Genomic DNA, 21,457 nt, shown 5'->3' with positions numbered 1-21,457 from the left:
ACCCGCTCCACACCCAGCAGCCCCTGCCAGATGGCCGCCAGCGCCTGCTCGATCTCCCCCACCGGCGCCGCGTAGGCCCGGCGCACCACCGCGTCCGCACCCGGCGCCGGCAACGCCGCGCGGTCGATCTTGCCGTTGGGCGTGAGCGGCAGCGCCGGCAGGTGCACGAACAGGGCCGGCACCATGTGCGCCGGCAGTTGCATCGCCAACTGGTCGCGCAACTCGACGACGTCCGGCGCCCCGGTGGAGACCACCACGTACGCGACCAGCCGCTTGCCACCCGCGCCATCATCGCTTGCCAGTACCGTTGCGTCGTCAACGCCCGGCATGCGGCGCAACTGCGCCTCGACCTCGCCCAGTTCGATGCGGAATCCGCGAATCTTTACCTGCTGGTCGTTGCGACCGAGGAATTCGACGTTGCCGTCGCGGCGCCAGCGGCCGAGGTCGCCGGTGCGGTACATCCTGGCGCCCGGTACCGGCGAGTAGGGATCGGCCACGAACCGCTCGGCACTGAGCTGCGGCAGGTTGCAATAACCGCGCGCGACGCGATCGCCACCCAGATGGATCTCGCCAACCACGCCGATGGGCTGCAGCGCCAGCGCACCATCGAGTACGTACATCCGAGCGCGATCGAAAGGCCGCCCGACGTTGTGCGTCACCGCCGCCAGCGTCGATTCCGAGTCTCGATAGAAGCTGCTGACAAGCGTGGCTTCGGTCGGCCCATACAACTCGACGACATCGGCGCCGGGCCAGCGCGCTTGCATGCGCTGCAACAGATCGTGTGGCACGGCCTCGCCGCCGACGAGTACGCAGCGCAACCGTTCGAAGCGGTTCGCTCCCGGGCTTTCCAGGTACGCCAGCAGCACCTGCATCAGGCTCGGCACGACATGCAGGTAACTGGCCTGGGATGTCGCTTCCACCAGGGCACCAATGTCCTTGACCTGCGCTGGCGGCACCAGCACGGTGCGACCGCCGCGGACCAAGGGCAGTAACATCTCAAGCAGGGAAATGTCGAACGCATGCGAGGCCAGGCTGGGCAGCACGTCGTCCGGGCCAAACCGTAATTCCTCGGCTGCCGTTTGCAACGTCACCGCCAGTTGCCGGTGCTCGACCATCACTCCCTTGGGTTGCCCGGTCGAACCGGACGTATGAATGATGTATGCCAGGTCCCGTGCACCCAACCCGCGCACGATCGGGTCAAGCGCCGGGTAACCGGAAAGCAGCGCTTCATCGTGCAGGGACAACACGCGCACGCCGGACTCGGGCAGTGCTGCCAGGACGTGCGGCTGGGCCAGTACCAGTACCGGCGCCGAATCCTCGATCAGGTAGGCCAGCCGTTGCGCCGGGTAGGCAGGATCGAGTGGAACATAAACGCCACCCGCCTTGAAGATCGCGAGCAGCGCAACCACCAGCTCGATGCTGCGTTCCGCGCACACCGCGACCGCGGCCCCGGGATCGACGCCATGGGCGCGCAATGCATGCGCGAGCCGGTTGGCGCGCGCATTCAATTCGCCATACGACAGGCGATGGTTACCGGATTCAACCGCCGGCGCGAAGGGCGTCCGCGCCGCCTGGGCCTCGAACAACGCATGCACCAGCGTTTCGGCGGCCTGGTCTTGCGCGGGTGGGTTGAACGCCTCGAGCAATTCGCGACGCTGGCATGCCTCCAGTAGTGGTAGTTCGCCGACGAGGACTTCGCGATCGCCGGTCATGGCCTCGAGCAGCACCGCGAAGTGGATCGCCCAGCGTTCGATGGTCTCGCGGTCGAACAGCTCGGTGGCATACACCAACCGCCCGACCAGCGCGCCGTCGCGATCTTCAAGCGACAGCGCCAGGTCGAACGCGGTGCGATCGCTCTCCGCGGCCTCGAGCACCAGCGACAGGCCATCCAGTTCGGCGTGCGCCGATGGCGCGTTCTGCAGTGCGAGAACCGACTGGAACACCGGGCTCCTGCCAAGGTCGCGTGCAGGTGCCAGCGCCTCGACGACCTGCTCGAACGGCGCGTCCTGGCGGGCGAAACCCTCGAGCACCGTGTCCCGCACTTCCGCCAGGAAATCGCACAGCCGGGCGCCGGGGTGCACCCGCGTACGCAATGCCAGGGTGTTGACGAAGAAGCCGATCAGGCCGTCCAGTTCGCGACGGCCGCGGTTGGCTGCCGGAACACCGACGACCACGTCGTCCTGGCCGCTGAGGCGGGCCAGCAGGATCGTCCACGCCGCATGCAGGACCATGAACATCGTCAGGTCCTCGCGGCGGGCCATGCCGCGAAGTCGGTCGACAAGGAATTGGGGCAGGCACACGCCGACTTCGCCGGCGTGCAAGCCCGCGACTTCCGGTCGGCGACGGTCGGAGGGAAGTTCGAGCGCAGGCGCCCCTGCCAGCTGCTGCACCCACCACGCGATCTTTGCGCGCACGTCGGGCTCGCGGCAACGTGCGTGCTGCCACGACGCGTAGTCCGCATACTGGATTGGAAGGATCGGCAACGGATCGGTTTCGCTGCGGGCGAAAGCGGAATACAGAACTCCTAGTTCCCGCGCGAGCACCGCCAGCGACCAGCCATCGGCCACGATGTGGTGCATTGTCACCAAAAGCACGTGCCTGTTCGGTGCCAGGCGCAGCAGCCGACCACGCACGAGCGGTCCCAGCGCAAGCGCGAAGCCCTGCTCGTGTTCCTGCCGGCAATGCGCTTCGAGCTGCGCGCTCCGGATCCCCTCCGGCAGGTCGTGCAGATCGACGTAGTCCAGCGGGAATCCCGATGGCGGCTGGACCTCCTGCACAACTTCGTCGCCGGTGTGGACAAACCTGGTCCGCAGGGACTCATGGCGCTCGACAATGCGATCCAGGGCGGCGTGCAACGCCGTCGCATCCAGCGGACCTTCGATGCTGATCCGTCCAGGCAGGTGGTTCAGGCTGCCGACGCCACCCAACTGCTCGCCGAACCACAGGCGGGCCTGCGCCGGTGAGAGTCGCAACGGCTGGCAACGATCGACGCGCGGGATCGGGGAACACGCATCACCTCCGGCGACCCTGCGCAGGAATGCCAGGATCTCGGGCTTCTGCGCGCGCAGCTGGTCGATGTCGCCGGCCTGCAGCGCACCGCGCGGCGCATCGACGGCAAGGTTTTCGCCATCAAGCGCCAGCAGGATGTCGCGCCGGCGCAGATCCGCCAGCAGGTCTTCGATCGCGACACTCATATCGTCGCCCGTTCCCGCTCGTCGCCGGCCGGTACGCGTGCCGTGGCAAGACCGCCCTTGGCCCATTTCAGCGTGTCGATGAACGCGGCCAGGCTAGCCGGGGTCTGGCGATCGAACAGGTCGCGCAAGCCCAGTTCCACGCCGAAGGCGTCCGCCGCGCGCGACACCGCCTGCAACGCCAGCAGCGAATGCCCGCCCAGTTCGAAGAAGTTGTCATTGCGCCCGACCCGCTCCAGTCGCAGCAGGTCCTGCCATGCCTCGACGAGCGCACCCTCAACTTCACCTTGCGGCGGTTCGTATGCGTGTACCTGCACGGCGGCACGATCGGGCGCCGGCAGCGCGTCGCGGTCGAGCTTGCCATTGGGCGTCAGCGGCATCTCTGCCAGCACGACGAAGGCGGCGGGCACCATGTAGTCGGGCAGTGCTGACCTGACGTGTTCGCGCAGCGCGTCCGCGCCGACCTCCGCGCCAACTGTCAGGTAAGCGATGAGGCGGCGATCGCCTGACGTTTCCGAGCGCCCGACCACCACCGCCTCGCGGATCGATGGATGTTCCAGCAGGCGGCTTTCCACTTCGCCCGGCTCGACCCGGAAGCCGCGGATCTTGAGCTGATGATCGTTGCGCCCGAGGTATTCGATCGAGCCGTCCGCATGCCAGCGACCGAGGTCGCCGCTGCGGTACATCGTCGCCCCGGACTCGTCCGCGTACGGGTCGGCAACGAAACGTTCCGACGTCAGCTCCGGGCGATTCAGGTAGCCACGGGCAACGCCGACCCCTCCGATCCACACCTCGCCGACCACGCCAACCGGGACCGGGTGCCCGCATGCGTCCAGGATGTAGATCCGGCAATTGGCGATCGGGGTGCCGATGGATGGATAGGTCGGCCACGCTTCTGGCGTGGCGGGCAGCGTGTGCGCGGTCACGACGTGCGTTTCCGACGGTCCGTAATGATTGTGCAGCCGGGCATCGCCAAGCTGCGCGAACAATTGGCGCACAGCTGGCGTGATCTTCAACTGCTCGCCGGTCGCCAACACTTCACGCAGCCCGCGGAACTGTTCCGGACGGTCGCCGTACCGCTCTGCCAGGTGATGCAGCATCACCACTGGCAGGATGACCTTGTCGATGTCGCGCGCCAGGATGAAATCGGCAAGCAGGCGGCTGTCGCGCCGGACTTCCTCGTCGGGGATGACGATGCAGCCGCCGTCGTGCCAGGCGGCGAACAACTCGTGGAAGCTGGCATCGAAGCTCAATGAGGCGAATTGCAGCACCCGTCGTGCCGGGCGCAGTGCTTCCAAATGCCAGTGGATCAGGTTAACCAACGCGCGATGCGGCAACGCAACGCCCTTGGGGCGTCCGGTCGAACCAGAGGTGTAGATGATGTAGCCCAGGTGCTCCGGACCGTGCCCCGGCAATCCGGGCAATTGCTCGCCCGGCTGCTCCGCCACGCAAGCGGCATCATCATCCAGGAGGATCACCCTGCGGCCCGCCAGTGGCAACGACGGCTGCAGGCGCGCATGCGTCAACACGACCCGCGGATTCGCGTCCTGCAGCATCCAGTCGACGCGATCTGGCGGGTAATCCGGATCGATCGGCACGTACGCGCCCCCCGCCTTGAGGATCGCGAGCACGCCGATGGCCGTGTCCAGCCCACGTTCGACGCAGATGCCCACCGGGGTATCCACGCCCACGCCGCAGGCGCGCAAATGGCGCGCGAGCTGGTTGGAGCGCCTTTCGAGCTGCGCGTATGTCAGCTGCTTGTCGCCAGCTTCCACGGCGATCGCGTCCGGGCAGCGCAGCACCTGGGCCTCGAAAAGGTGGTGCGACAGGCATCCGGCCGGATAGTCCCGTCGGGTGGCGTTGAAGGCCTGCACGACCATCGCGTGTTCCGCGACGGAAAGCAGCGGCAGGTCAGCGATCCGCCGGGACGGATCCTCGACGATCGCATCGTAAATCCGGTGCAGGTGCCCCGACCAACGCTCTATCGTCTCGCGGTCGAAGAGGTCGCTGGCGAAGTTGAGTGCCCCCTCCAGGCCGCCCTCGTCGTCGCTCTCCTGCAACGTGAGGGTCAGGTCGAACTTTGCCGTGTCCGATCCTCCCATCTCCAGGCGCATGTCAAGGCCTGGCAGGATCGCCTCGCGCCGCGGCGCGTTCTGCAGCGCGAACATCACCTGGAACAGCGGATTGTAGCTGGCGGTACGCGCCGGATTGAGGCTTTCCACCAGCTGGTCGAAAGGCGTGTCCTGGTGTTCAAACGCGGCCAGCGTGGATTCCTTCAACGTGCCGAGGAATTCGCCCACGGTGGCGCCCGCGCGGACCTGCACCCGCAGCGCCAGGGTGTTGACGAAAAAGCCGATGAGATTTTCCAACACGCTCTGGCGGCGATTGGCCACGGGCGTACCGACCACGACATCTTCCTGCCGGCTCAACCGCGACAGCAGGATCGAAAACCCTGCGTGCAACACCATGAACAGCGTCAGCCCTTCGCGCTTGGCCAGTGCACGCAAGGCGTCGGTGCGCTTGGCATCAAGGGCGAAAGGCACTTCGGCACCGCGAAAACTCTGCCGCACGCCACGCGGACGATCGAGCGGCAGCTCGAGCACGGCTGGCGCCCCGGCCAGTTGCCGCTTCCACCAGGCCAGGCGCGCCTGCCCGGCCTCGCTGCCAAATTCGCTTCTTTGCCAGGCGGCGTAGTCCGCGTACTGGATCGGCAATGGCGCCAGGGGGCTGGGCAGACCCTGCTGGAACGCAGCGTAGAGCGCAGCGAGCTCTCCAGCGAACACCTGCAACGACCATCCATCGGAAACGATGTGATGCATCGTGAGCAGCAATACATGTTCATCGGCAGCCAGCCGAAGCAGGCGGGCGCGGATCAAAGGCCCGCGCGTCAGGTCGAATCCCGAGCGTGCCTCCTTCGCCAGTATCGCTTCGACCGCCTCGGTGGAACTGCCGGAGAGATCGTCCAGCGGCATCGCCAACCCTCCAGCGGCCGGCGCTGGGATCTGCAGGATTTTGCCGTCGCGATGAACGAATCCGGCCCGCAACCCCTCATGCCGCGCAACGATGGCATCCAGCGCACGGCGCAGCGCATCGACATCGATTGTTCCGCGCAGGTGGATGCGCCCAGGCATGTTGTAGGCAGCGCCCGCACCCTCGAATTGATCCAGCAGCCAAAGCCGGCCCTGCGGAAACGAACACACATCGTCCAAGCCCGGGCCACGCCGCGGAATGGCGCCTGCCAACGGTGCCGCCAGGCCGCGCGACGCCAGCATGGCAGCGAGCAGATCGCGCTTTTCGGCGCTAAGGCCCTGGTTTGGAATGGACGATGGCATGGCTGGAATTCCGGAGCTGACGCGGGCGGGCTTCGTCGTTGCAGGTGGGAGGCGAAACCAGGCCTAGGCTTCGGCGAGGTGGCGGTGGTGGTCCGTCGGGCAGGCAGGCAACGACTCCAGGGGCGCGAAGTCGCGGCTGCAAAGGAAGTCCGGGCGCCGGTCGCCATGCAGCGGCAGGTTCTGCACTGAGTTGTACGTGGCCAATGCGACGATGCGATCGAATGGCGAAATATTGGCCGCCGACGCGTGGACCAGGTTCGGGTGGAAGAACAGCAGCGACCCGCGCGGGCCCTTGGGTGCCACCAGGCCGTTGGCTGCCGCCAGCATCGCGACCGTGGCCTGTGGCACCGAGTACTTGATGTCCGCCGTCAGGCTGGCCACCCAGTCCGGCGAATCGGCATAGGCCGCCGGCTTGGCCGCGCGCGATTCCACGTCGATGACGCCAGCGGCATGGGAGCCGGGAACCAGCACCAACGGGCCATTGAATTCGTTGACCTCGTCCAGGAACACCGCAACCGTGGTCATGTGCGGCATCGGCACGCCATCCTCGCGTTGCCAGTAGATGAAGTCCTGGTGCCAGGCCCAGCATTCGCCACTGAACGCCAGCTTGGAATTGATCTTGAACTGGTAGGCATACACGGCGTCGCCGATCAGCTGGCGCGCGGGCTGCAGCATCCTGGCGTCGCGTACGAGCGCGCCATACCTGCTGTCATCCGCATGCGCGCCGTAGTGCGAGCGCACCGTCACGCCATCCGTTTCCAGGATGCGGCGAGGCGTGTCCTGCGAAAACAGCGCAGGCAACGCCGCGTGGAAGCCTGCGATTTCTTCCGCCGACAGCATTGCCGGGAGGAAGAGATAGCCGTCCCGCCGGTAGCTTTCGATCTGTTCGCGACTCAGTTGCATGGATGTTTCCCTCCAGCGGCTGCGCGGGCGCGGGCCACTGGTCTGTCGATGTCGGCTTTGCCATGTCGGTTTCCCACGCATTTGCCCTACGGCACGAGGTGCGCGGCCGGTCGGCCCCTGGTACGTGTCCCGCCCATGGCGGGAATTCGTGGCTGGTTTCTGGCGCTACGCGGGCTCCGCCTGTTCGTCGCGCCGCGATACCTGTCCGAGCAGTCGACGCGCTTCGCCATCCGACATCGCCATGACGGACTCGGCCAGCTCCGCGATGGCATCGGCCACGTCCAGTCCGCGACAGGCCCGCGCCACAGCCTCGGCCGCCTGTGCCACGGTCGACGATTCCAGCAATGCACGGAACGGCAGTTCCACCTGGAAGGTTTCGCGCAGTCGCGCCAAACCCTGTGTTGCAACCAACGAATGCCAGCCGAGCGTCCAGACGTCGTCGTGCAGGCCGATGCGCTCGATTCCGAGCAGCTCGGCCCACATCGACGCGATCAAGCGCTGGGTGGCGGTTTCCGGCGGCACGTACGACGCCGACGGAGCAACCGGGCCCGCACCCATCGCGCGCAATGCAGCGCGATCGATCTTGCCGTTGGCGGTCAGCGGCAATGCATCGACCACCACGATGACCCTCGGCACCAGGTAGTCCGGCATCGAGGCTGACAGCAGCGCGCGCAGCTGCAACGGCTCACAATCGCCCGCACCGCCGCCTGCCGGCACGACCCATGCGGCGAGAAACTTGTTGCCTCCCATGCCATCGAGCGCAAGCACGGCACAGCTGGCGATTGGAGCCTTGGCTAGAAGCTGCGCCTCCACTTCGCCAGGCTCGACCCGGAAGCCACGGATCTTGACCTGGTGATCGTTGCGTCCCTTGAACTCGATCGTGCCGTCCGGACGCCAGCAACCGAGATCGCCCGTTCGATACAGGCGCGCATGCGGCTCGTCGCTGAAAGGATCGGGGATGAATTTCAGCGCGGTCAGTTCCGGTTGCTTCAGGTATCCACGCGCAACGCCAGGCCCGCCGATGTAGAGCTCGCCGCGGACGCCAATCGGGGCAGGCCGGCGCTGCTCGTCGAGTACCAAGATCGTCGTGTTGGCGATCGGCTTGCCGAGCGGAATGGTCTGGGTCCCGGGAGTCACCTGCGCCACCGCATGCATGCTTGCGAACGTCGTCGCCTCGGTGGGTCCGTAACAGGCCTTGAACCAGCGCGGTGCCTGCGCCGAGTTCACCAACGCCCCGACGGTGCGCGGATCGAGCACGTCGCCACCCACGAGCAGGTAGTCCAGCCGGCCGAAGGCTTCGGCCATCGGTTCGACATACTGGTTGTACAGCGCGACCGTGATGAACAGCGCGGTGACGCCCCGCTCCCGGAACAGGTGGTTGAGTTCAATCGGGCTCAGCAAAGAGGCAAGCGACACCAGTAGCAGGCGCGCACCGTGGAGCAGGGTCCCCCAGACTTCCCAGGTCGTGGCGTCGAACGCCGGGCTGGCGCACTGCGCGACGCATGCACCTGGGGCTAGCGGCGCGAAATCGCTGTTGACGACCAATCGCACGACGCTGCGATGCTCGACCATCACCCCCTTGGGGCGTCCCGTCGAGCCGGAGGTGAAGATCACATAGGCGAGGTTCCGGGACCCCAGGGCTGGAACCTCCGGATTGCTGGCCGGTTGAGCAGCGTGGGAGGCTTCGTCCTCGATCAGCCAGACCGGGGCGGCGGTGCCGGGCAACTGCCCGCGGCAAGCGGCCTGGGCAAGCACCAGGACGGGGTCGGCATCGTCCAGCATGTGGCGCAGCCGCTCTGCCGGATAGGCGGGATCCAGTGGCACGTAGGCACCGCCTGCTTTGAGCACCGCCAGCATCGCCACTACCAGTGCGATGCTTCGATCGGCGCAGATCGCCACCAGGCGATCGGGGCCCACGCCCTTTCCGCGCAATGCATGCGCGAGCCTGTTCGCACGCTGGTTGAGCTGGGCATAGGTCAGCGTGCGGCCCTCGTATTCCAGCGCGATAGCGTCCGGAGTCCGCTCGGCCTGCGCTTCAAACAATGCATGGATCACTGCGTCGTCGGGATATGCCACGCGGGTGGCGTTGAATCCCTCAATCAAGTCCCGCTGCTGGGCTGTGTCGAGCAGCAGCAGGTCCCCGGTGCGGGCCAGTGGGTCTGCGCCGAGCGACTCGAGCAGGAAATTCAGGTGGCCGGCCCAACGGTGTGCGGTCTCCGGGTCGATCCGGTCGACCGCGTAGCCCAATCGCAATGCAAAACCGTCCGCGGTTTCGCTCGCCGACAGCCGCACGTCGATCGACGGGTCGATCGGAAGGTCGGCCGACGCATGCCAGCACAGCACCGCACGCAACGGACTGACGAGGGATTCGGGACTCCCGTCCCAGGCCGCGGCATTGGCAAGGCCGTCGCTGACGACTGAAGCTGTTGCCCGCAGCAGCGCCGCGACATCGTCGTCGGCCTTGATGCGCACGCGAAGAGGCAACACCTTGGCGTCGACGGCCAGGCCGGAGACAACGTCCGGCTCATTGCCCAGCCTGCACTGGAGCAGCGACCAGGCCGCAAGCAGCAGCGCGAGCCTCTCCCGCGAACCAGTGCCTGTGACGGATGGAGATGGCACCGGCCAGCCGGCGGGCAGCGGAACCACGACTTCGTGCATGGCGGCTGCCGGATGCCGCGACCGTGGCCGATCAAGCGGAAGTTCCGGGGCGGGCGGGGCGTCATGGAGGCTGCGGCGCCAATAGTCAGCACTCGCGCCCGCTTCCCGCGCTGGCTGCAATGGCGCATCCGGATGGGCCACGAGTTCGGCCATGCCCGCCAGCAACTCCTCGGCGACATCCTCCACCGGACGGCCAGCGAGCATGCCGCTGCTGCAGGCGACCTTCAGCAATTGCGCCTGGTGGCCATCGAAGTCGCAAAGCTTCACGTGCAGCGGGATGTCTTCCTGCCGCGACGCGAGCTCGTGCGCGCTCACTTGCAGGTCCGGGACGGCAGGCCACGGGACGAAGCGTTCGAAGTTCACTGCGACATCGAACAGCGATTGCCTTCGGGCATCGCGCTTGCGCAGTTGCCGAGCGAGTTGCGTAAAGGGGTAGCGCCGATGCGCCATGTCGGCGTTCTGGGCCAGACCGATCGATCGCAACAGTGCCCTGAACGTGTCGATGCCGCCGAACCGGACCCGGCTCGGCATGATCGTGGTGAACATGCCGAACAACGACTTCTGCCGGCGATAAACCCGATTGTGGATCGGAACGCCGACCACGAAATCATCCGCCCCGGTGGAGCGCCGGACGTGGCAGGCGACGACGCCGAGCAGCACGTGCGCCGGACTGACCCCCGTATCGCGCGCCAGCGCGAGCAGCGATCGCGACAGGGCTTCCGGCAGCTCCACGGAGGCTTCCGCGCTGAAGGCAGCATCGGCGGTTGCATCGATGTCCGGCCAGACCGGTGGCGGCAGCCGTGAGTACTTCGTCGTCCAGTAAAGCTCGTCGGCGGCGTGCTCAGCCGATGCCAGGTACCGCCCGCAATCGTCGACTTCCCCGCGAAACGCCGCGTCCGCCGAAGGCAGGTCGGCAACCGTCTCGCCCGCCGACATGCGCAGGTACAGCTGCAGGACGGTCCTGATCTTGAGCGCAAACGAATAGGCGTCGGCCACGACGTGGTGATAGCGGGCGAAATAGAGGACATCGCGCTCGCCAACGCGCAGCAAGGCATGTTCGGACAGCGGCGGCAGCCGCATGTCGAACGGGCAATCCATCCGCGACTGCATCCAGGCAGAGGCGTGGTCCATCGACGGAAAGTCCAGCATCCCCGGAGCGGCCAGCGAGTCGAACGGCGCTTGCCGCTGGTGCGGCACACCCGCGATGGCGCTGATCTCGATCCGCTCTTGCGGATTGGCGCGCGAGAAGCAGGCCAGTGCCTCGCCGAACAGCTGCGGGTCGAATCCACCCTGGATCCGGATGTAGCCACCAATGTTGTATTTCGCGCACGAAGGATCGCGCAGCTGGTCGAAGTAGACGACTTCCTGTGCGGCATGCAACGGCATGCTGGCCGACCCGGAGCCAATCATGCTGCGCCGCGCGCGCGACATCGGTGAATCGCATCCATGCTCGAAAGCCTCCAGGCCGCCGGGACCATGCCGCGGCGCAAGCAAAAATCCGCCCGAGAGTCAAGTCTCGACGTCACGGATCTAAACGATCGATGTTAGCAGCGCGTGATCCAGCTCGCAATTCGCAGCCCGCCCCCGGTCGACGCCGCCGCATCCCCCTGACCGGATATTCCGCGGCCAAGCGGCGGCGCGCTCCCCCTCAGGCCATCGCGGAGGCCATGCTTTCTTCCAGCGAACGGGTCGGATGGTCCCGGATCGCATCGATGTCGCTTCGGCCCCACTCGGCCTGTACCGCGCCCTCCACGAGTAGGATCGCGCGGTTCACGAACCGCTCGGCCACCTCCAGCGCATGGGTCGCCAGCACGACACAGGCGCCCTGTTCGGCACGCCGTTGCAATTCGACCTTGAGCGCGAGTGCGCTGCGTGGGTCGAGCCCATTGAGCGGCTCGTCCAGCAGCAGCAGCGGCGGTTCGCCCATCAGGCCCACCAGGATCCCGAGCTTCTGTCGGGTACCCAGCGAATACTGATCGACGCGCCGGTCCAGCATCGGCGCTAGCAGCCAGCTTTCGGCCAGCTGCAGCGTGCTTCCGGGGATATCACCAAGTCCACGCCCGTGCGCCCATAGCGACAGGACCTCGCGGCCGGTGAGCAGGCCAGGCAACTGGTTTGGGTCGACGGCCAAGCCAAGGTGGCGCCGAGCCGCGACGGGATCATGGCCAACGCCATGTCCGGCTATGCGGATCGAACCCGTGGCTCCCTGCAGGATGCCGGCACAACAGCGCAGCAGCGTGCTTTTGCCCGCTCCGTTGGGGCCAACCAGGGCGACGTAATCGCCCGCGAGGAAGCGCAAGGAGATGTCGCTGAGGACCCGATGCTTGCCGTGGGCAAAACCAAGATTGGCGATCTCGAGGACGACGTTCAAAAGGCATTTTTCCTGAGGCACGCCGCCAGGCGCACAAACGTGATGGGGCTGGCCAGCACCAGGATCAGGGCGACGGAGGCCACGGCCAACAGGGGCGGCTGCACCGCCTGCAGCAATGCAAAAAGCACGGCCGCGGCGGCGACGCTTCCTGCGAGCGGCAATCGCAGCAGGGCGTTTCGGACGAACGCCTTGGGCAAGGTCCATTGATGGCCGAGGGCGGCAGCCCGTTCGGCGACCCACAGCGACGATTGCATCATGCATCGGTGCCAGGCGACCACCAATGCCATGACGATGAGGCCGAACAACTGCCACTGTGACGGGGCACCTGGAAACAGCAGCAGCACGGCGCCTATCGGCTTGGCTCCCCCGCCCATGCGCCACTGCTGTGCGCACTCTCGATTTTGCCAGGCCACCAGATACGGCAGTTCCCGATGCTCGAGCCATGCCAGCGACAACAGCGGGACACGGACTCCGCGAGTTGCCGGCATCGCCATCGGACGATGCCAGGCACGCAGGGCGATACCGCCCAGGCCAAGACAGGCGATCGTCACACCGACGCAGGACGGGAGGAGTACGGCGAAGTACGCCGAACGGCCCAGGCCCACTCCCAGCCCCGCCAGTCCGATCGCAAGGCAGGCGAGCACCATCGCGCCAAACACGGTGGTGGCCAGCAGCAACGTACTGCGGGTGCTCCGCGCCGGTATCGGCAGCGCGGCCAGCCAGCCGTAACGCAATGCCCGTGCCGCGTTTGCCGCTGGAACGCGTACTGCGAAAAACAAGATGATCGCCGTTGCGATCGCAAAAACAGCCCGCTGATCGAACAACAACTTCGCGGCCTTCGCATCCAGTGCCAGCGTTACGATGCCTGCAAGGCTTGCACAGAACAGCGCGAAGCTCGCCACCAGGAGCGAGCGGTCGAAAGAACGCAAACCATGAAGCCGTGCCTGCGTCCACCAAGGATGCAGTAGCGGAGGCGCAGGGACGGCGTCACTCGACGCCGATGTCCTCCTCGTCACGCAGTTCTCCCGCGTGTTGCGCTCAATTCCATGAGTTCAGCCCATCCTTGTCGCCACCGGTGCCAGCCGGGAATGGTGCCAGCCACTCACCCCAACGTCCACCATAACCTCCCTCTCCAGCTCCGGCGTCCGTTCGGCGTCAGGCATTTGCGGCGGCTTGTCGCTTGATTGTGCAAGCGCGCGCACCGATCCCGGATTGCAGCCTGAGCAGGACCCAGCGCACCCGGTCGAATCGGACACCGTCGGCGGTGGATCCCGGGCAACGCCTGCGAACGCGATTGGGAAGGCTAGGCTGGCCCGTCCGGCAGAAAGTCGGCGTCGTGGTTGGTCGGGCGCGGCTTCTGTTCCTCGGCATTACGCCAGCCGTCATCGCCGGCAAGCAAGGAAGCTACCGGGAACAGGAAAGGGCGGCGTTTCCGGCCGCCTGATCCACGCGTGCGGAGCAGCACGGCATAGTCCACGCCCTCGACGGGCACCAGGCCGCAGATACGGGCGTGGCCGTTTTCGTCCTTCCACAGCTGGCCGGGTTCAAGTTGCATGGCGCGAGGATACGTCGCCATTCGTTTTGCGCCGTGTACACGAAATGAACAGAAGGCCAAGGGCAGCGGGGTTGCCGGCGTAATCCGCTGCGAGCATGCGTGCGATCCGCGCGCCACGACCATCCCGAACTCGCGCAGGGCATCCCCATTCACATGCCCCCTAGCGGATCGGGGTGCCGAAGTGGCCCAGCGGCGCGCCTGCCAGCAGGTGCAGGTGGACCTGGAACACGGTCTGGCCGGCGTCGCCATTGCAGTTGATGACTGTGCGATATCCGGCTTGCGCGAAGCCTTCGCGCTTGGCGTAGTCCGCCGCAGCCAGCGCCAGTTGGCCGATGATCGGCGCCTGCTCCGGGGTCAGGTCGTTGAGGGTTGCGATCGGCGTCTTGGGGACGAACAGGACATGGATCGGCGCCTGCGGCGCGATGTCGCGGAATGCGATCAGCTGCTCGTCTTCGTAGACGATGTCGGCAGGGACCTCGCGGCGGATGATCCGGTCGAAGATGGTTGACATGCATTGCTCCCTCAAGGCGGCGATCGGGTATTGAAGTTCATCACGCAGTCGTGCATCACGCTCGCCACTCGCATCGCTCGCACCGCCGGCCCTACGGCATCTCGCTGCGGCTGCCGAACGCATGCGACAGCGTGCCGCGATCGACGTATTCGAGTTCGCCACCCAGGGGGACGCCGTGGGCCAGCCGACTGGGACGTGCGCCATGCTGGCGGGCGAGCTGCGCGAGGTAGTGCGCGGTGGCTTCGCCTTCCACCGTCGGGTTGGTGGCGATGATCAGTTCCTGCACTTCGCCTTCGGCCAGGCGCGCGGCGAGTTTGTCCAGGCCCAGTTCGCGCGGGCCGATGCCATCGAGCGGGCTGAGCCGGCCCTGCAGCACGAAGTACATTCCGCGATAGCCGGTGGCCTGCTCGATCGCGAGCCGGTCGGCCGGCGATTCCACCGCGCAAAGCAGTTGCGCGTCGCGGCTGGCGCTGGCGCAGGTCGCGCACAGTTCGGTTTCGCTGAAGTCGCGGCAACGCGTGCAGTGGCCAATCCGCTCGACCGCCGCAGCCAGTGTTTCGGCAAGCCGGCGGCCGCCGTCGCGCTCACGCTCGAGCACGTGGTACGCCATGCGCTGCGCCGACTTCGGCCCGACTCCCGGCAGCACGCGGAAGGCGTCGATGAGTTGTTCGAGGAGCGGAGAGCTCATGGGTCGATGTATTCCGCGATTGCGCGACGTGCGATGACGGCGTGTGTCTTTCCGCTCTATCCGTTTCCGGTCCAAGCGCGATTCCGGCACGGTGATGCCGGCGGTTCGATGGTCAGACTGGCGTCGCCAACGAGTGCGCCGCCGCAACGCCAGCTCAGAAAGGAAGCTTCATGCCCGGCGGCAGCGGCATGCCCGCGGTGGCGGCGCCGAGGGTTTCCTGCGACAACGCATTGACCTTGGAGACGGCGTCGTTGAAGGCCGCCAGCACCAGGTCCTCGGCCATTTCAGGGTCCGACAGTGCTGCCGGATCCAGCCGCACCTTGCGGCATTCCATGCGTCCGCTCAGGGTGATGTCGACCATGCCGCCGGCGCTGCCGACGACTTCCACGCCGGCCAGCTTCTCCTGCGCGCGCTGGACGTTTTCCTGCATCTTCTGTGCCTGCTGCATGAGCTGGGCGATGTTTCCACGCATGGTCCTGGCCTGCTATTCGTCGAAGGGGCGGATGGAATCGGGCACCAGGGTGGCGCCGTGCTTGTCGATCAGGTGCTGGATGCCGGCATCGGACAGGAACGCCGCTTCGGCGGCGACCTGGCGCGCATCGCGATCGCGCACGCTGCGCTGGTGCAGGGTTTCGGTCGGTGCCTGCGCGGTTTCGAAGCGGATCTGCGGGACGCCCCCCAGCGCGGGAGCGAGCGCTTCGGCCAGCGCCTTGACCAGGCTCGGCATCTGCAGGTGTTCGTCGGCCGGCGCCAGCGTCAGGCGCAGGATGCCGCCTTCGTGACCGGCGAAGCCTGCGTGGTTGGCGAGCTGCCGCGCCGGCCCGCTCAATCCACTGGCGGCGACGAGTTCGAGCCAACGCTCGCCGTCGATTGCGGCGATGGCCGACGCGGGCGGATCGGATCGCTGCGCCGGGATGGCAATGGCAGGGGGCGCCGCGGCTTGCGGACCGCGCGCCGTCGGTTGCGCCGTTCGCGCCTGGCTCGGGGGGTGCGCGGCCCCTGCCCTGGGTTCGGCCAGCGCAGCGCGCGCCGCGGCGGCACTGGCCACCCGTGGCGCCCCGGAAGCCACAGCCTGCGCGCCCGTCGCACCGGGGCGGAAGGCCAGCATGCGCAACACGGCCATCTCGAATCCAGCGCGCGGACTCGGCGCCAGGTTCAGGTCGCGGCGCGCGTTCAACGCCATCTGATACCACAGCTGGACCAGCTCCGGCCGCAGTTGCGCGGCAAGTGCCTCGATGTCGATGGCGTCGCTTTCGCCTTCCACCGCCGGCACCAGTTGCTTGACCTGCACGCGGTGCAAGGCCTCGGCGATGGCATCGAGCACGCCATGCCAGTCTGGCGAAAATTCCGCCAGCTCCGCGACCTGCGCCAGCAGCACTTCGCCGTCGCCCACGCCCAGTGCGTCCAGCAGCGCATTGACGCGGCTGCGGTCGACGCTGCCCAGCATGCCCGCCACCGCGTCATCGGCGAGCATCACGCCGGCACCGGCGCCGGTGTAGGCGATGGCCTGGTCGAGCAGCGACAGTCCGTCGCGCAGGCTGCCGTCGGCGGCCTTGGCCAGCTGGCGCACCGCGCCCGGCTCGACCGGGATGCCTTCGGCTTCCAGGATCCTGCTGATCTGCCCGCTGATCTGCTGCTCGTCCAGGCGCTTGAGGTTGAACTGCAGGCAGCGCGACAACACGGTCACCGGCAGTTTCTGCGGGTCGGTGGTCGCGAGCAGGAATTTCACGTGCCCCGGGGGCTCTTCCAGCGTCTTGAGCAGCGCGTTGAACGCCGGCTTGGACAGCATGTGCACTTCGTCGATCAGGTAGACCTTCACCCGTCCGCGCGACGGCATGTACTGCGCGTTGTCGATCACCTCGCGCACGTCGTCGACGCCGGTGTTGGAGGCCGCGTCGATCTCGAGCAGGTCGATGAAGCGGCCGGCGTCGATGTCGCGGCAGGAATTGCATTCACCGCAGGGCTCGGCCGAACTTCCCTGCTCGCAGTTGAGCGACTTGGCGAAGATCCGCGCGATGGTGGTCTTGCCCACCCCGCGCGTGCCGGTGAACAGGAAGGCGTGGTGGACCCGGCCGCTGTCCAGCGCATTGGTCAGCGCGCGCACCACGTGCTCCTGCCCGACCAGTTCGGCAAACCGCTTCGGGCGCCACTTGCGGGCGAGGACGAGGTAGGACATCCCTGCATTCTGCCGCGCCGGGGGGAATTTTGCCCGCGCCGCGCGGCGCACCGGCCGGGCGGGCGCCATTGGCGCCATTGGCGCCATTCATCCAGGCGGGCTACGGGCGGGCGCGGCAATGCTTCCTTGTGGCGATCGGGTGCGGCGGCTAGAATTGCCGGCCCTGAATGCAGGCCTTGCATGCACGCGGGTTCCAGCGGAGAGGTGTCCGAGTGGTTGAAGGAGCACGCCTGGAAAGTGTGTAAGCGTCTAAACCGCGCTTCGGGGGTTCGAATCCCCCTCTCTCCGCCAGCTTTGCAAGCGCAGGTCAGCGGGACGCAAGCAAGTCTCTATGGTGGCCCTGTCGGCCCCTCGCGACGCTAGGTCGAAAATCCCGCCAGGGCCGGAAGGCAGCAACGGTATCGATCGACGCGGGCGCCGAGGTCAGCCGGCAGGGCCATCGCCTATTGCAAGGCCCGGCCGCGGCAACTGGTTTCTGCTTCGCTGGCGCCGGACGACTCGAATCACGGCACCTGGGCTTGCGTGTTCAGGTCGATCGACATCCGGGTCCCGCTGCGCGAAATCACGAAATGAATGACCCTGCGGCTGCTGACCTGCGCCCAGTAATCCATCAGCGCGCGTGCGCGCATGCCCGGAACGCGTGCGCCTTCGATTTCAAGGATCTCGTCTTTCGGCAGGAAACCGGCCATCCCCGCCAGGGATTTGTCGACCACCGCCGAGACGTAGACGCGCTTCATGATGGGATCGAGGAAAAAACCCTCGCGATCGCCGCTGAAGGTCAATCCGATGCTGCGCGACTCCCCTGCAATGGCCGCAGTGGCGAACATCAACGCGGCGATCATGAGGGTCAGCTTCCAACGGTTCATGCAGCCTCCTGTGCGGCGATCGCCGCCTGCAGTTGTTCGTAGGACTGGCACAAGGCGGGCTGGCCGCGCACCATCGGAGCGGCCGATGCAAACAGGCGGTGCAGTTCCTGCTGGAGCACGCCAATATCCGTACGGCCGCCCCGGTCCACGAAGGCCGTTGATCGTGACATGAGATTGTCCCAGTAAATCCAGTGGAACGGATCGCGCGTGAAGCGGCGCTCCATGTTTGCCGCGTAATCGCAACTCAGCCGGTAGACGGCAAGGTCCTCATCCTCATCCTCTCCGCCTGGCTGCAGGTGGGGTTGCACCTCCAGGTCGAATCCGAAGTCGCGGCGCGGACACGAATAGATCGGGACGATCGGGACACCCGCCTTGCATGCGAAGTAGGCCGTGCCCGGCATCATCCGCAACAAGCGGTCGAAGAATGGGACCGAAAGCAGCGTTTCGGACTGGAAATAGACGTCCGGCATGATCGCGAGGATCTCGCCTCGCTTGAGGGCCTTGATCACTGCGATGATCCCGCGCCGGTCGGGATAGTGGAATTCGGCATTGTGGCCGACGCGCCTGAACAGGTCTTCGTGACCGCGATTGGACGGGGTCTTGGCCGGATCGTTGAACATCACGTGCAGCTTCCTGCCCTGGTCGAACAGCTGGATCAGGTACACGCACAGCGGCAGGAAAGCGCCGTAATGCGGCGTGGCGATGATGGCACCTTGCGGCCGCTTCTCCAGCTCGCGAAGGTCGGGCCCGGTCACGTGCACGTTGGCATCGAGGAAAGACCAGATGGATTCCTTCGATGCGCCATTGATGTATTGGAGGATCAGGTGCGAGCGCCAGAGCGACATGAAAACCTCGCGCGCGATGGCAGGCCGCGACCGGCCGCCGATGCCCAAGGCGTGGATCACCCCGGCCGCGAGGTCCGCCTTTCGATGTGCGCTGCCATCGAGCATCGACAGCCGCGACAGCAACGGGATCAGCGCATAGCGCCTGCGAAGGGCACGTTCGTGCATGCTTTCAATCACCTCGTTGTCGCTATGGCCTCGGCGGCCTCCTGCAATCGTGACACGAATGATCGCGTCGCTCCGAAATCAACCCCACGCATGTGCATGAGTCGGGCGATCGCGGTCATGTCGCGCGCGGCATCGACGAGCGCCGCGGCCGTTCCGGCGGCGGTCTTGCGATGAAGGGCGGCAGGGTACAGATGGTCGTGTGCGTGGTTGACCACTTCGTGCTCGAGCAAGGCGAACAATTGCTGGATGCGGGCTTCGACTCCATCACCCTCGTCGAAGCTGGCCGGCATCGGCCGCAAGCGGTAACCGAAAAGCGAGGTCCTCGGCGCGTACGGACGGAAGCCTTCGAGGACGAGCCACAGCTCGATCGTCGAAAACGCCAGCAATTCGCCCGCGAACGGAATTACGGCCGCGGAGGCGGTGCCTGCTCCGACCATCTCCGGAAACGATACGAAGGTCCGGCGTGCGCCGCCTGCACGGACGTGGCGATGGACTTCGTAAGGCGACATGAACTCGTGGCGACCCAGTTCACGACACCGGCTGGCAATCGGTTGCCGGGAGCCGATGATCACCAGGGGGCCACGTCGGTCGAGTTTCCCGACCAGCCGCGCGGCACGACGGGTGAAGGGCAGTATGTAGAGGCGGCGACCGGACGCCGCGACCGCGCCTGCGCCTGCGCTGGAGCGGGCCATGTCAGCAGCCATGCCGCACTCCCGAGACGACCTGCGAAACGCTGGTGGCCGCGCGCTTGGCCAACATGATGCTTACGGCCGTGAAGAGCAGCAGCATCGCCCCGTTGACCACCAGTTCGCCCGCCTGCATCGACCCAATCCCGCGAAGATTGGCAAATCGCGCGAGGCCACTCCACGCGTTCGATGCCATGAAATAGAACTGGTAGACGCACAATCCGGCGAACGCGGCCACTCCGCCGACTTCGACGATGCTGACCGCTCGCCCGGGTTTGCCGGCGGCACGCCTAAGCAACAACACCAGTCGGTCGCGAATGTCGCGATGAAGGTTGTTGAGCCCGAAGAAATCGTTCAACACCCAGTAGCCATCGAACTTCAGGGCAGGGTTCAAGGTATGCATCATCAGCGGGACGGTGGCCATTACGACGCCCAGCGCCAGCGTGGCGCCCATGGCAACCCCGGCCGCGCTGACGATGCCAAGGTAGAGCAACTGGAAATACAGGCCCGCGATGTCGACCACCACCTTGCGCCTGTCCGGCAACACCCATGCACCGGTGACATCGGCAAAGAAGGTGGGAAAGCCCCAGTAGATCCCGAGCCCGATCCCGCGGCTGGTGCCGCCGAAGCGAACCAGCGCGCTGGCGTGGCCAAGCTCATGGACCAGGATGCCGAGTACGACCAGGCCCAGCAGGTACCACGCCTCATGCGGCCGGTGCAGGGCGATCCCCCAGTGGTCGGGTCGGAACCTGGCGAAACTCCAGCCGCAGGCAAGCAGGCTCAGCACACCCGCGAGCGCGGCAACGGCCGGATGGAAGAGCCAACCCAAGCCACGCGCCATGACCTGCAACGGCCTTCCCGACAGGATGCGGAATTGGAACAGCAACGGGCTACGGGTTTTTGCGGTTGGCGTTCCGACCCGCCACGAGGCCGGAAAATGCTCGAGGACGTACTGGTCGAGATCGACGGCGGCCACGCCGTATTCGGCGTAAATCCGCTGGCGCGAACGAGGTCCACCACCGTCCTCCTGCAGCGAGCGGACGATTCCGGCAACCGATCGGTCGACGGCGTAATAAACCTCGTCGCACTTGAGGAGGAACCTGGAGCCACGCGAATCGACCACTTCGGCGACTTCAATGCCTGGTTTCAGCATCACGCGTCCTTGCGTCAAATGGCGCCCGGGAGGACCCGGGCGCCAGGTGGATCAATTGGACGGAATCGACGGTGAGAACGTGCAGGTATAGTTTTCGCAGCACGACGCGGCTTCCGCCTGCTCGGCACTGACGGTTCCTTCCATCGCCATCGCGCCGACCACGAACATCTCCATTTCGAAACGGTTGTCGAGCTGCTCGACCATCACAGTGTTGTTCATGCTTTTTCCCTAGCTAACTCCTGACTCCCCCTCAGGCTGGGTGCCACAACGTCAATGTCGGGCTCCTGCATTGACGTTCATCTGGCATTTAACGTCAATGTTTGTTTTCGTGACCGCTGTCACCGTTCCTGCATGCGG

General features: G+C 66.3%; 16 protein-coding genes, 1 tRNA gene and 1 other RNA gene. 2 read left to right on the top strand and 16 right to left on the bottom strand.

What is annotated here, in order from left to right:
- From G7B67_RS08155 to dnaX, 11 genes are all read right to left on the bottom strand, one after another.
- Nucleotides 1–3,194, bottom strand: a 3,194-nt coding sequence (locus G7B67_RS08155) for a non-ribosomal peptide synthetase (RefSeq protein ID WP_166210643.1), incomplete at its 3' end; no start/stop codon positions are given.
- On the bottom strand, nt 3,191–6,463 hold the full coding sequence (locus tag G7B67_RS08150) for a non-ribosomal peptide synthetase (RefSeq protein WP_166210640.1): 3,273 nt from the start codon (nt 6,461–6,463) through the stop codon (nt 3,191–3,193). The genes G7B67_RS08155 and G7B67_RS08150, both read right to left, overlap by 4 nt.
- A 123-nt stretch (nt 6,464–6,586) precedes the next feature.
- The gene (locus G7B67_RS08145) at nt 6,587–7,426 is read right to left on the bottom strand and encodes a phytanoyl-CoA dioxygenase family protein (protein ID WP_166210637.1); all 840 of its coding nucleotides are present in this window, start codon (nt 7,424–7,426) and stop codon (nt 6,587–6,589) included.
- A 165-nt stretch (nt 7,427–7,591) separates the two neighbouring features.
- The gene (locus G7B67_RS08140) at nt 7,592–11,470 is read right to left on the bottom strand and encodes a non-ribosomal peptide synthetase (RefSeq protein ID WP_166210635.1); all 3,879 of its coding nucleotides are present in this window, start codon (nt 11,468–11,470) and stop codon (nt 7,592–7,594) included.
- A gap of 262 nt (nt 11,471–11,732) precedes the next feature.
- Complete coding sequence (locus G7B67_RS08135) at nt 11,733–12,455, bottom strand: ATP-binding cassette domain-containing protein (protein ID WP_166210632.1); 723 nt, start codon at nt 12,453–12,455, stop codon at nt 11,733–11,735.
- Nucleotides 12,452–13,384, bottom strand: coding sequence for a hypothetical protein (locus G7B67_RS08130; protein ID WP_166210629.1), 933 nt, complete (start codon nt 13,382–13,384; stop codon nt 12,452–12,454). The genes G7B67_RS08135 and G7B67_RS08130 overlap by 4 nt, the downstream gene beginning before the upstream one ends.
- Nucleotides 13,385–13,758: 374 nt before the next feature.
- Nucleotides 13,759–14,010, bottom strand: coding sequence for a hypothetical protein (locus G7B67_RS08125; RefSeq protein ID WP_166210626.1), 252 nt, complete (start codon nt 14,008–14,010; stop codon nt 13,759–13,761).
- Between the two features lie 160 nt (nt 14,011–14,170).
- Nucleotides 14,171–14,521 (bottom strand): histidine triad nucleotide-binding protein, encoded by a 351-nt coding sequence (locus tag G7B67_RS08120; RefSeq protein WP_166210623.1) that lies wholly within the window; start codon nt 14,519–14,521, stop codon nt 14,171–14,173.
- Nucleotides 14,522–14,612: 91 nt separating this feature from the next.
- Nucleotides 14,613–15,209 carry a recombination mediator RecR gene (gene recR, locus G7B67_RS08115; RefSeq protein ID WP_166210620.1) on the bottom strand — a complete coding sequence of 199 codons (597 nt, stop codon included), beginning with the start codon at nt 15,207–15,209 and terminating at the stop codon, nt 14,613–14,615.
- 154 nt (nt 15,210–15,363) lie between these two features.
- On the bottom strand, nt 15,364–15,681 hold the full coding sequence (locus G7B67_RS08110) for a YbaB/EbfC family nucleoid-associated protein (protein WP_166210617.1): 318 nt from the start codon (nt 15,679–15,681) through the stop codon (nt 15,364–15,366).
- A gap of 12 nt (nt 15,682–15,693) precedes the next feature.
- Entirely contained in the window at nt 15,694–17,385 is a 1,692-nt protein-coding gene (gene dnaX, locus G7B67_RS08105; protein ID WP_166210614.1) for a DNA polymerase III subunit gamma/tau, read from the bottom strand.
- A 198-nt stretch (nt 17,386–17,583) separates the two neighbouring features.
- Between dnaX and G7B67_RS08100 the strand changes: the two genes are divergently transcribed.
- Together G7B67_RS08100 and ffs are read left to right on the top strand one after the other, a co-directional pair.
- A tRNA-Ser gene (locus G7B67_RS08100) sits at nt 17,584–17,676 on the top strand.
- Nucleotides 17,677–17,725: 49 nt separating this feature from the next.
- An RNA gene (ffs, locus tag G7B67_RS08095) (signal recognition particle sRNA small type) lies at nt 17,726–17,822 on the top strand.
- 66 nt (nt 17,823–17,888) lie between these two features.
- On the opposite strand, the gene G7B67_RS08090 is transcribed toward ffs, so the two are convergent.
- Genes G7B67_RS08090 through G7B67_RS08070 form a run of 5 tightly spaced genes read right to left on the bottom strand, consistent with a single transcriptional unit; the run spans nt 17,889 to nt 21,319 of the window.
- Nucleotides 17,889–18,251 carry a PDZ domain-containing protein gene (locus tag G7B67_RS08090; RefSeq protein ID WP_166210611.1) on the bottom strand — a complete coding sequence of 121 codons (363 nt, stop codon included), beginning with the start codon at nt 18,249–18,251 and terminating at the stop codon, nt 17,889–17,891.
- A complete protein-coding gene (locus G7B67_RS08085) occupies nt 18,248–19,219 on the bottom strand; it encodes a lysophospholipid acyltransferase family protein (protein WP_166210608.1) in 972 nt (323 codons plus the stop codon). The genes G7B67_RS08090 and G7B67_RS08085 overlap by 4 nt, the downstream gene beginning before the upstream one ends.
- Nucleotides 19,220–19,269: 50 nt before the next feature.
- On the bottom strand, nt 19,270–19,965 hold the full coding sequence (locus G7B67_RS08080) for a hypothetical protein (protein ID WP_166210605.1): 696 nt from the start codon (nt 19,963–19,965) through the stop codon (nt 19,270–19,272).
- A complete protein-coding gene (locus G7B67_RS08075; RefSeq protein WP_166210602.1) occupies nt 19,955–21,100 on the bottom strand; it encodes a hypothetical protein in 1,146 nt (381 codons plus the stop codon). Before G7B67_RS08075 ends, G7B67_RS08080 begins: the two co-directional genes overlap by 11 nt.
- A gap of 51 nt (nt 21,101–21,151) precedes the next feature.
- Complete coding sequence (locus G7B67_RS08070; protein WP_166210599.1) at nt 21,152–21,319, bottom strand: hypothetical protein; 168 nt, start codon at nt 21,317–21,319, stop codon at nt 21,152–21,154.
- Between the last annotated feature and the right edge of the window lie 138 nt (nt 21,320–21,457).

Origin of the sequence: Cognatiluteimonas telluris, assembly GCF_011320095.1 — a bacterium.
GTDB lineage: Bacteria > Pseudomonadota > Gammaproteobacteria > Xanthomonadales > Xanthomonadaceae > Cognatiluteimonas > Cognatiluteimonas telluris.
The sequence above is the reverse complement of the archived record's forward strand: the minus strand, read 5'-3'. Positions and strand labels throughout refer to the sequence as shown.

Bases quoted from the DNA above. Each gene is read 5' to 3' on its own strand.
- G7B67_RS08110 (WP_166210617.1), bottom strand. From the start codon at position 15,681: ATGCGTGGAAACATCGCCCAGCTCATGCAGCAGGCACAGAAGATGCAG.
- G7B67_RS08120 (WP_166210623.1), bottom strand. From the start codon at position 14,521: ATGTCAACCATCTTCGACCGGATCATCCGCCGCGAGGTCCCTGCCGAC.
- G7B67_RS08140 (WP_166210635.1), bottom strand. From the start codon at position 11,470: ATGCCGTTGCATGCCGCACAGGAAGTCGTCTACTTCGACCAGCTGCGC.
- G7B67_RS08075 (WP_166210602.1), bottom strand. From the start codon at position 21,100: ATGCTGAAACCAGGCATTGAAGTCGCCGAAGTGGTCGATTCGCGTGGC.
- G7B67_RS08150 (WP_166210640.1), bottom strand. From the start codon at position 6,463: ATGCTGGCGTCGCGCGGCCTGGCGGCACCGTTGGCAGGCGCCATTCCG.
- G7B67_RS08125 (WP_166210626.1), bottom strand. From the start codon at position 14,010: ATGCAACTTGAACCCGGCCAGCTGTGGAAGGACGAAAACGGCCACGCC.
- G7B67_RS08080 (WP_166210605.1), bottom strand. From the start codon at position 19,965: ATGGCTGCTGACATGGCCCGCTCCAGCGCAGGCGCAGGCGCGGTCGCG.
- G7B67_RS08070 (WP_166210599.1), bottom strand. From the start codon at position 21,319: ATGAACAACACTGTGATGGTCGAGCAGCTCGACAACCGTTTCGAAATG.
- dnaX (WP_166210614.1), bottom strand. From the start codon at position 17,385: ATGTCCTACCTCGTCCTCGCCCGCAAGTGGCGCCCGAAGCGGTTTGCC.
- G7B67_RS08145 (WP_166210637.1), bottom strand. From the start codon at position 7,426: ATGCAACTGAGTCGCGAACAGATCGAAAGCTACCGGCGGGACGGCTAT.
- G7B67_RS08090 (WP_166210611.1), bottom strand. From the start codon at position 18,251: ATGAACCGTTGGAAGCTGACCCTCATGATCGCCGCGTTGATGTTCGCC.
- recR (WP_166210620.1), bottom strand. From the start codon at position 15,209: ATGAGCTCTCCGCTCCTCGAACAACTCATCGACGCCTTCCGCGTGCTG.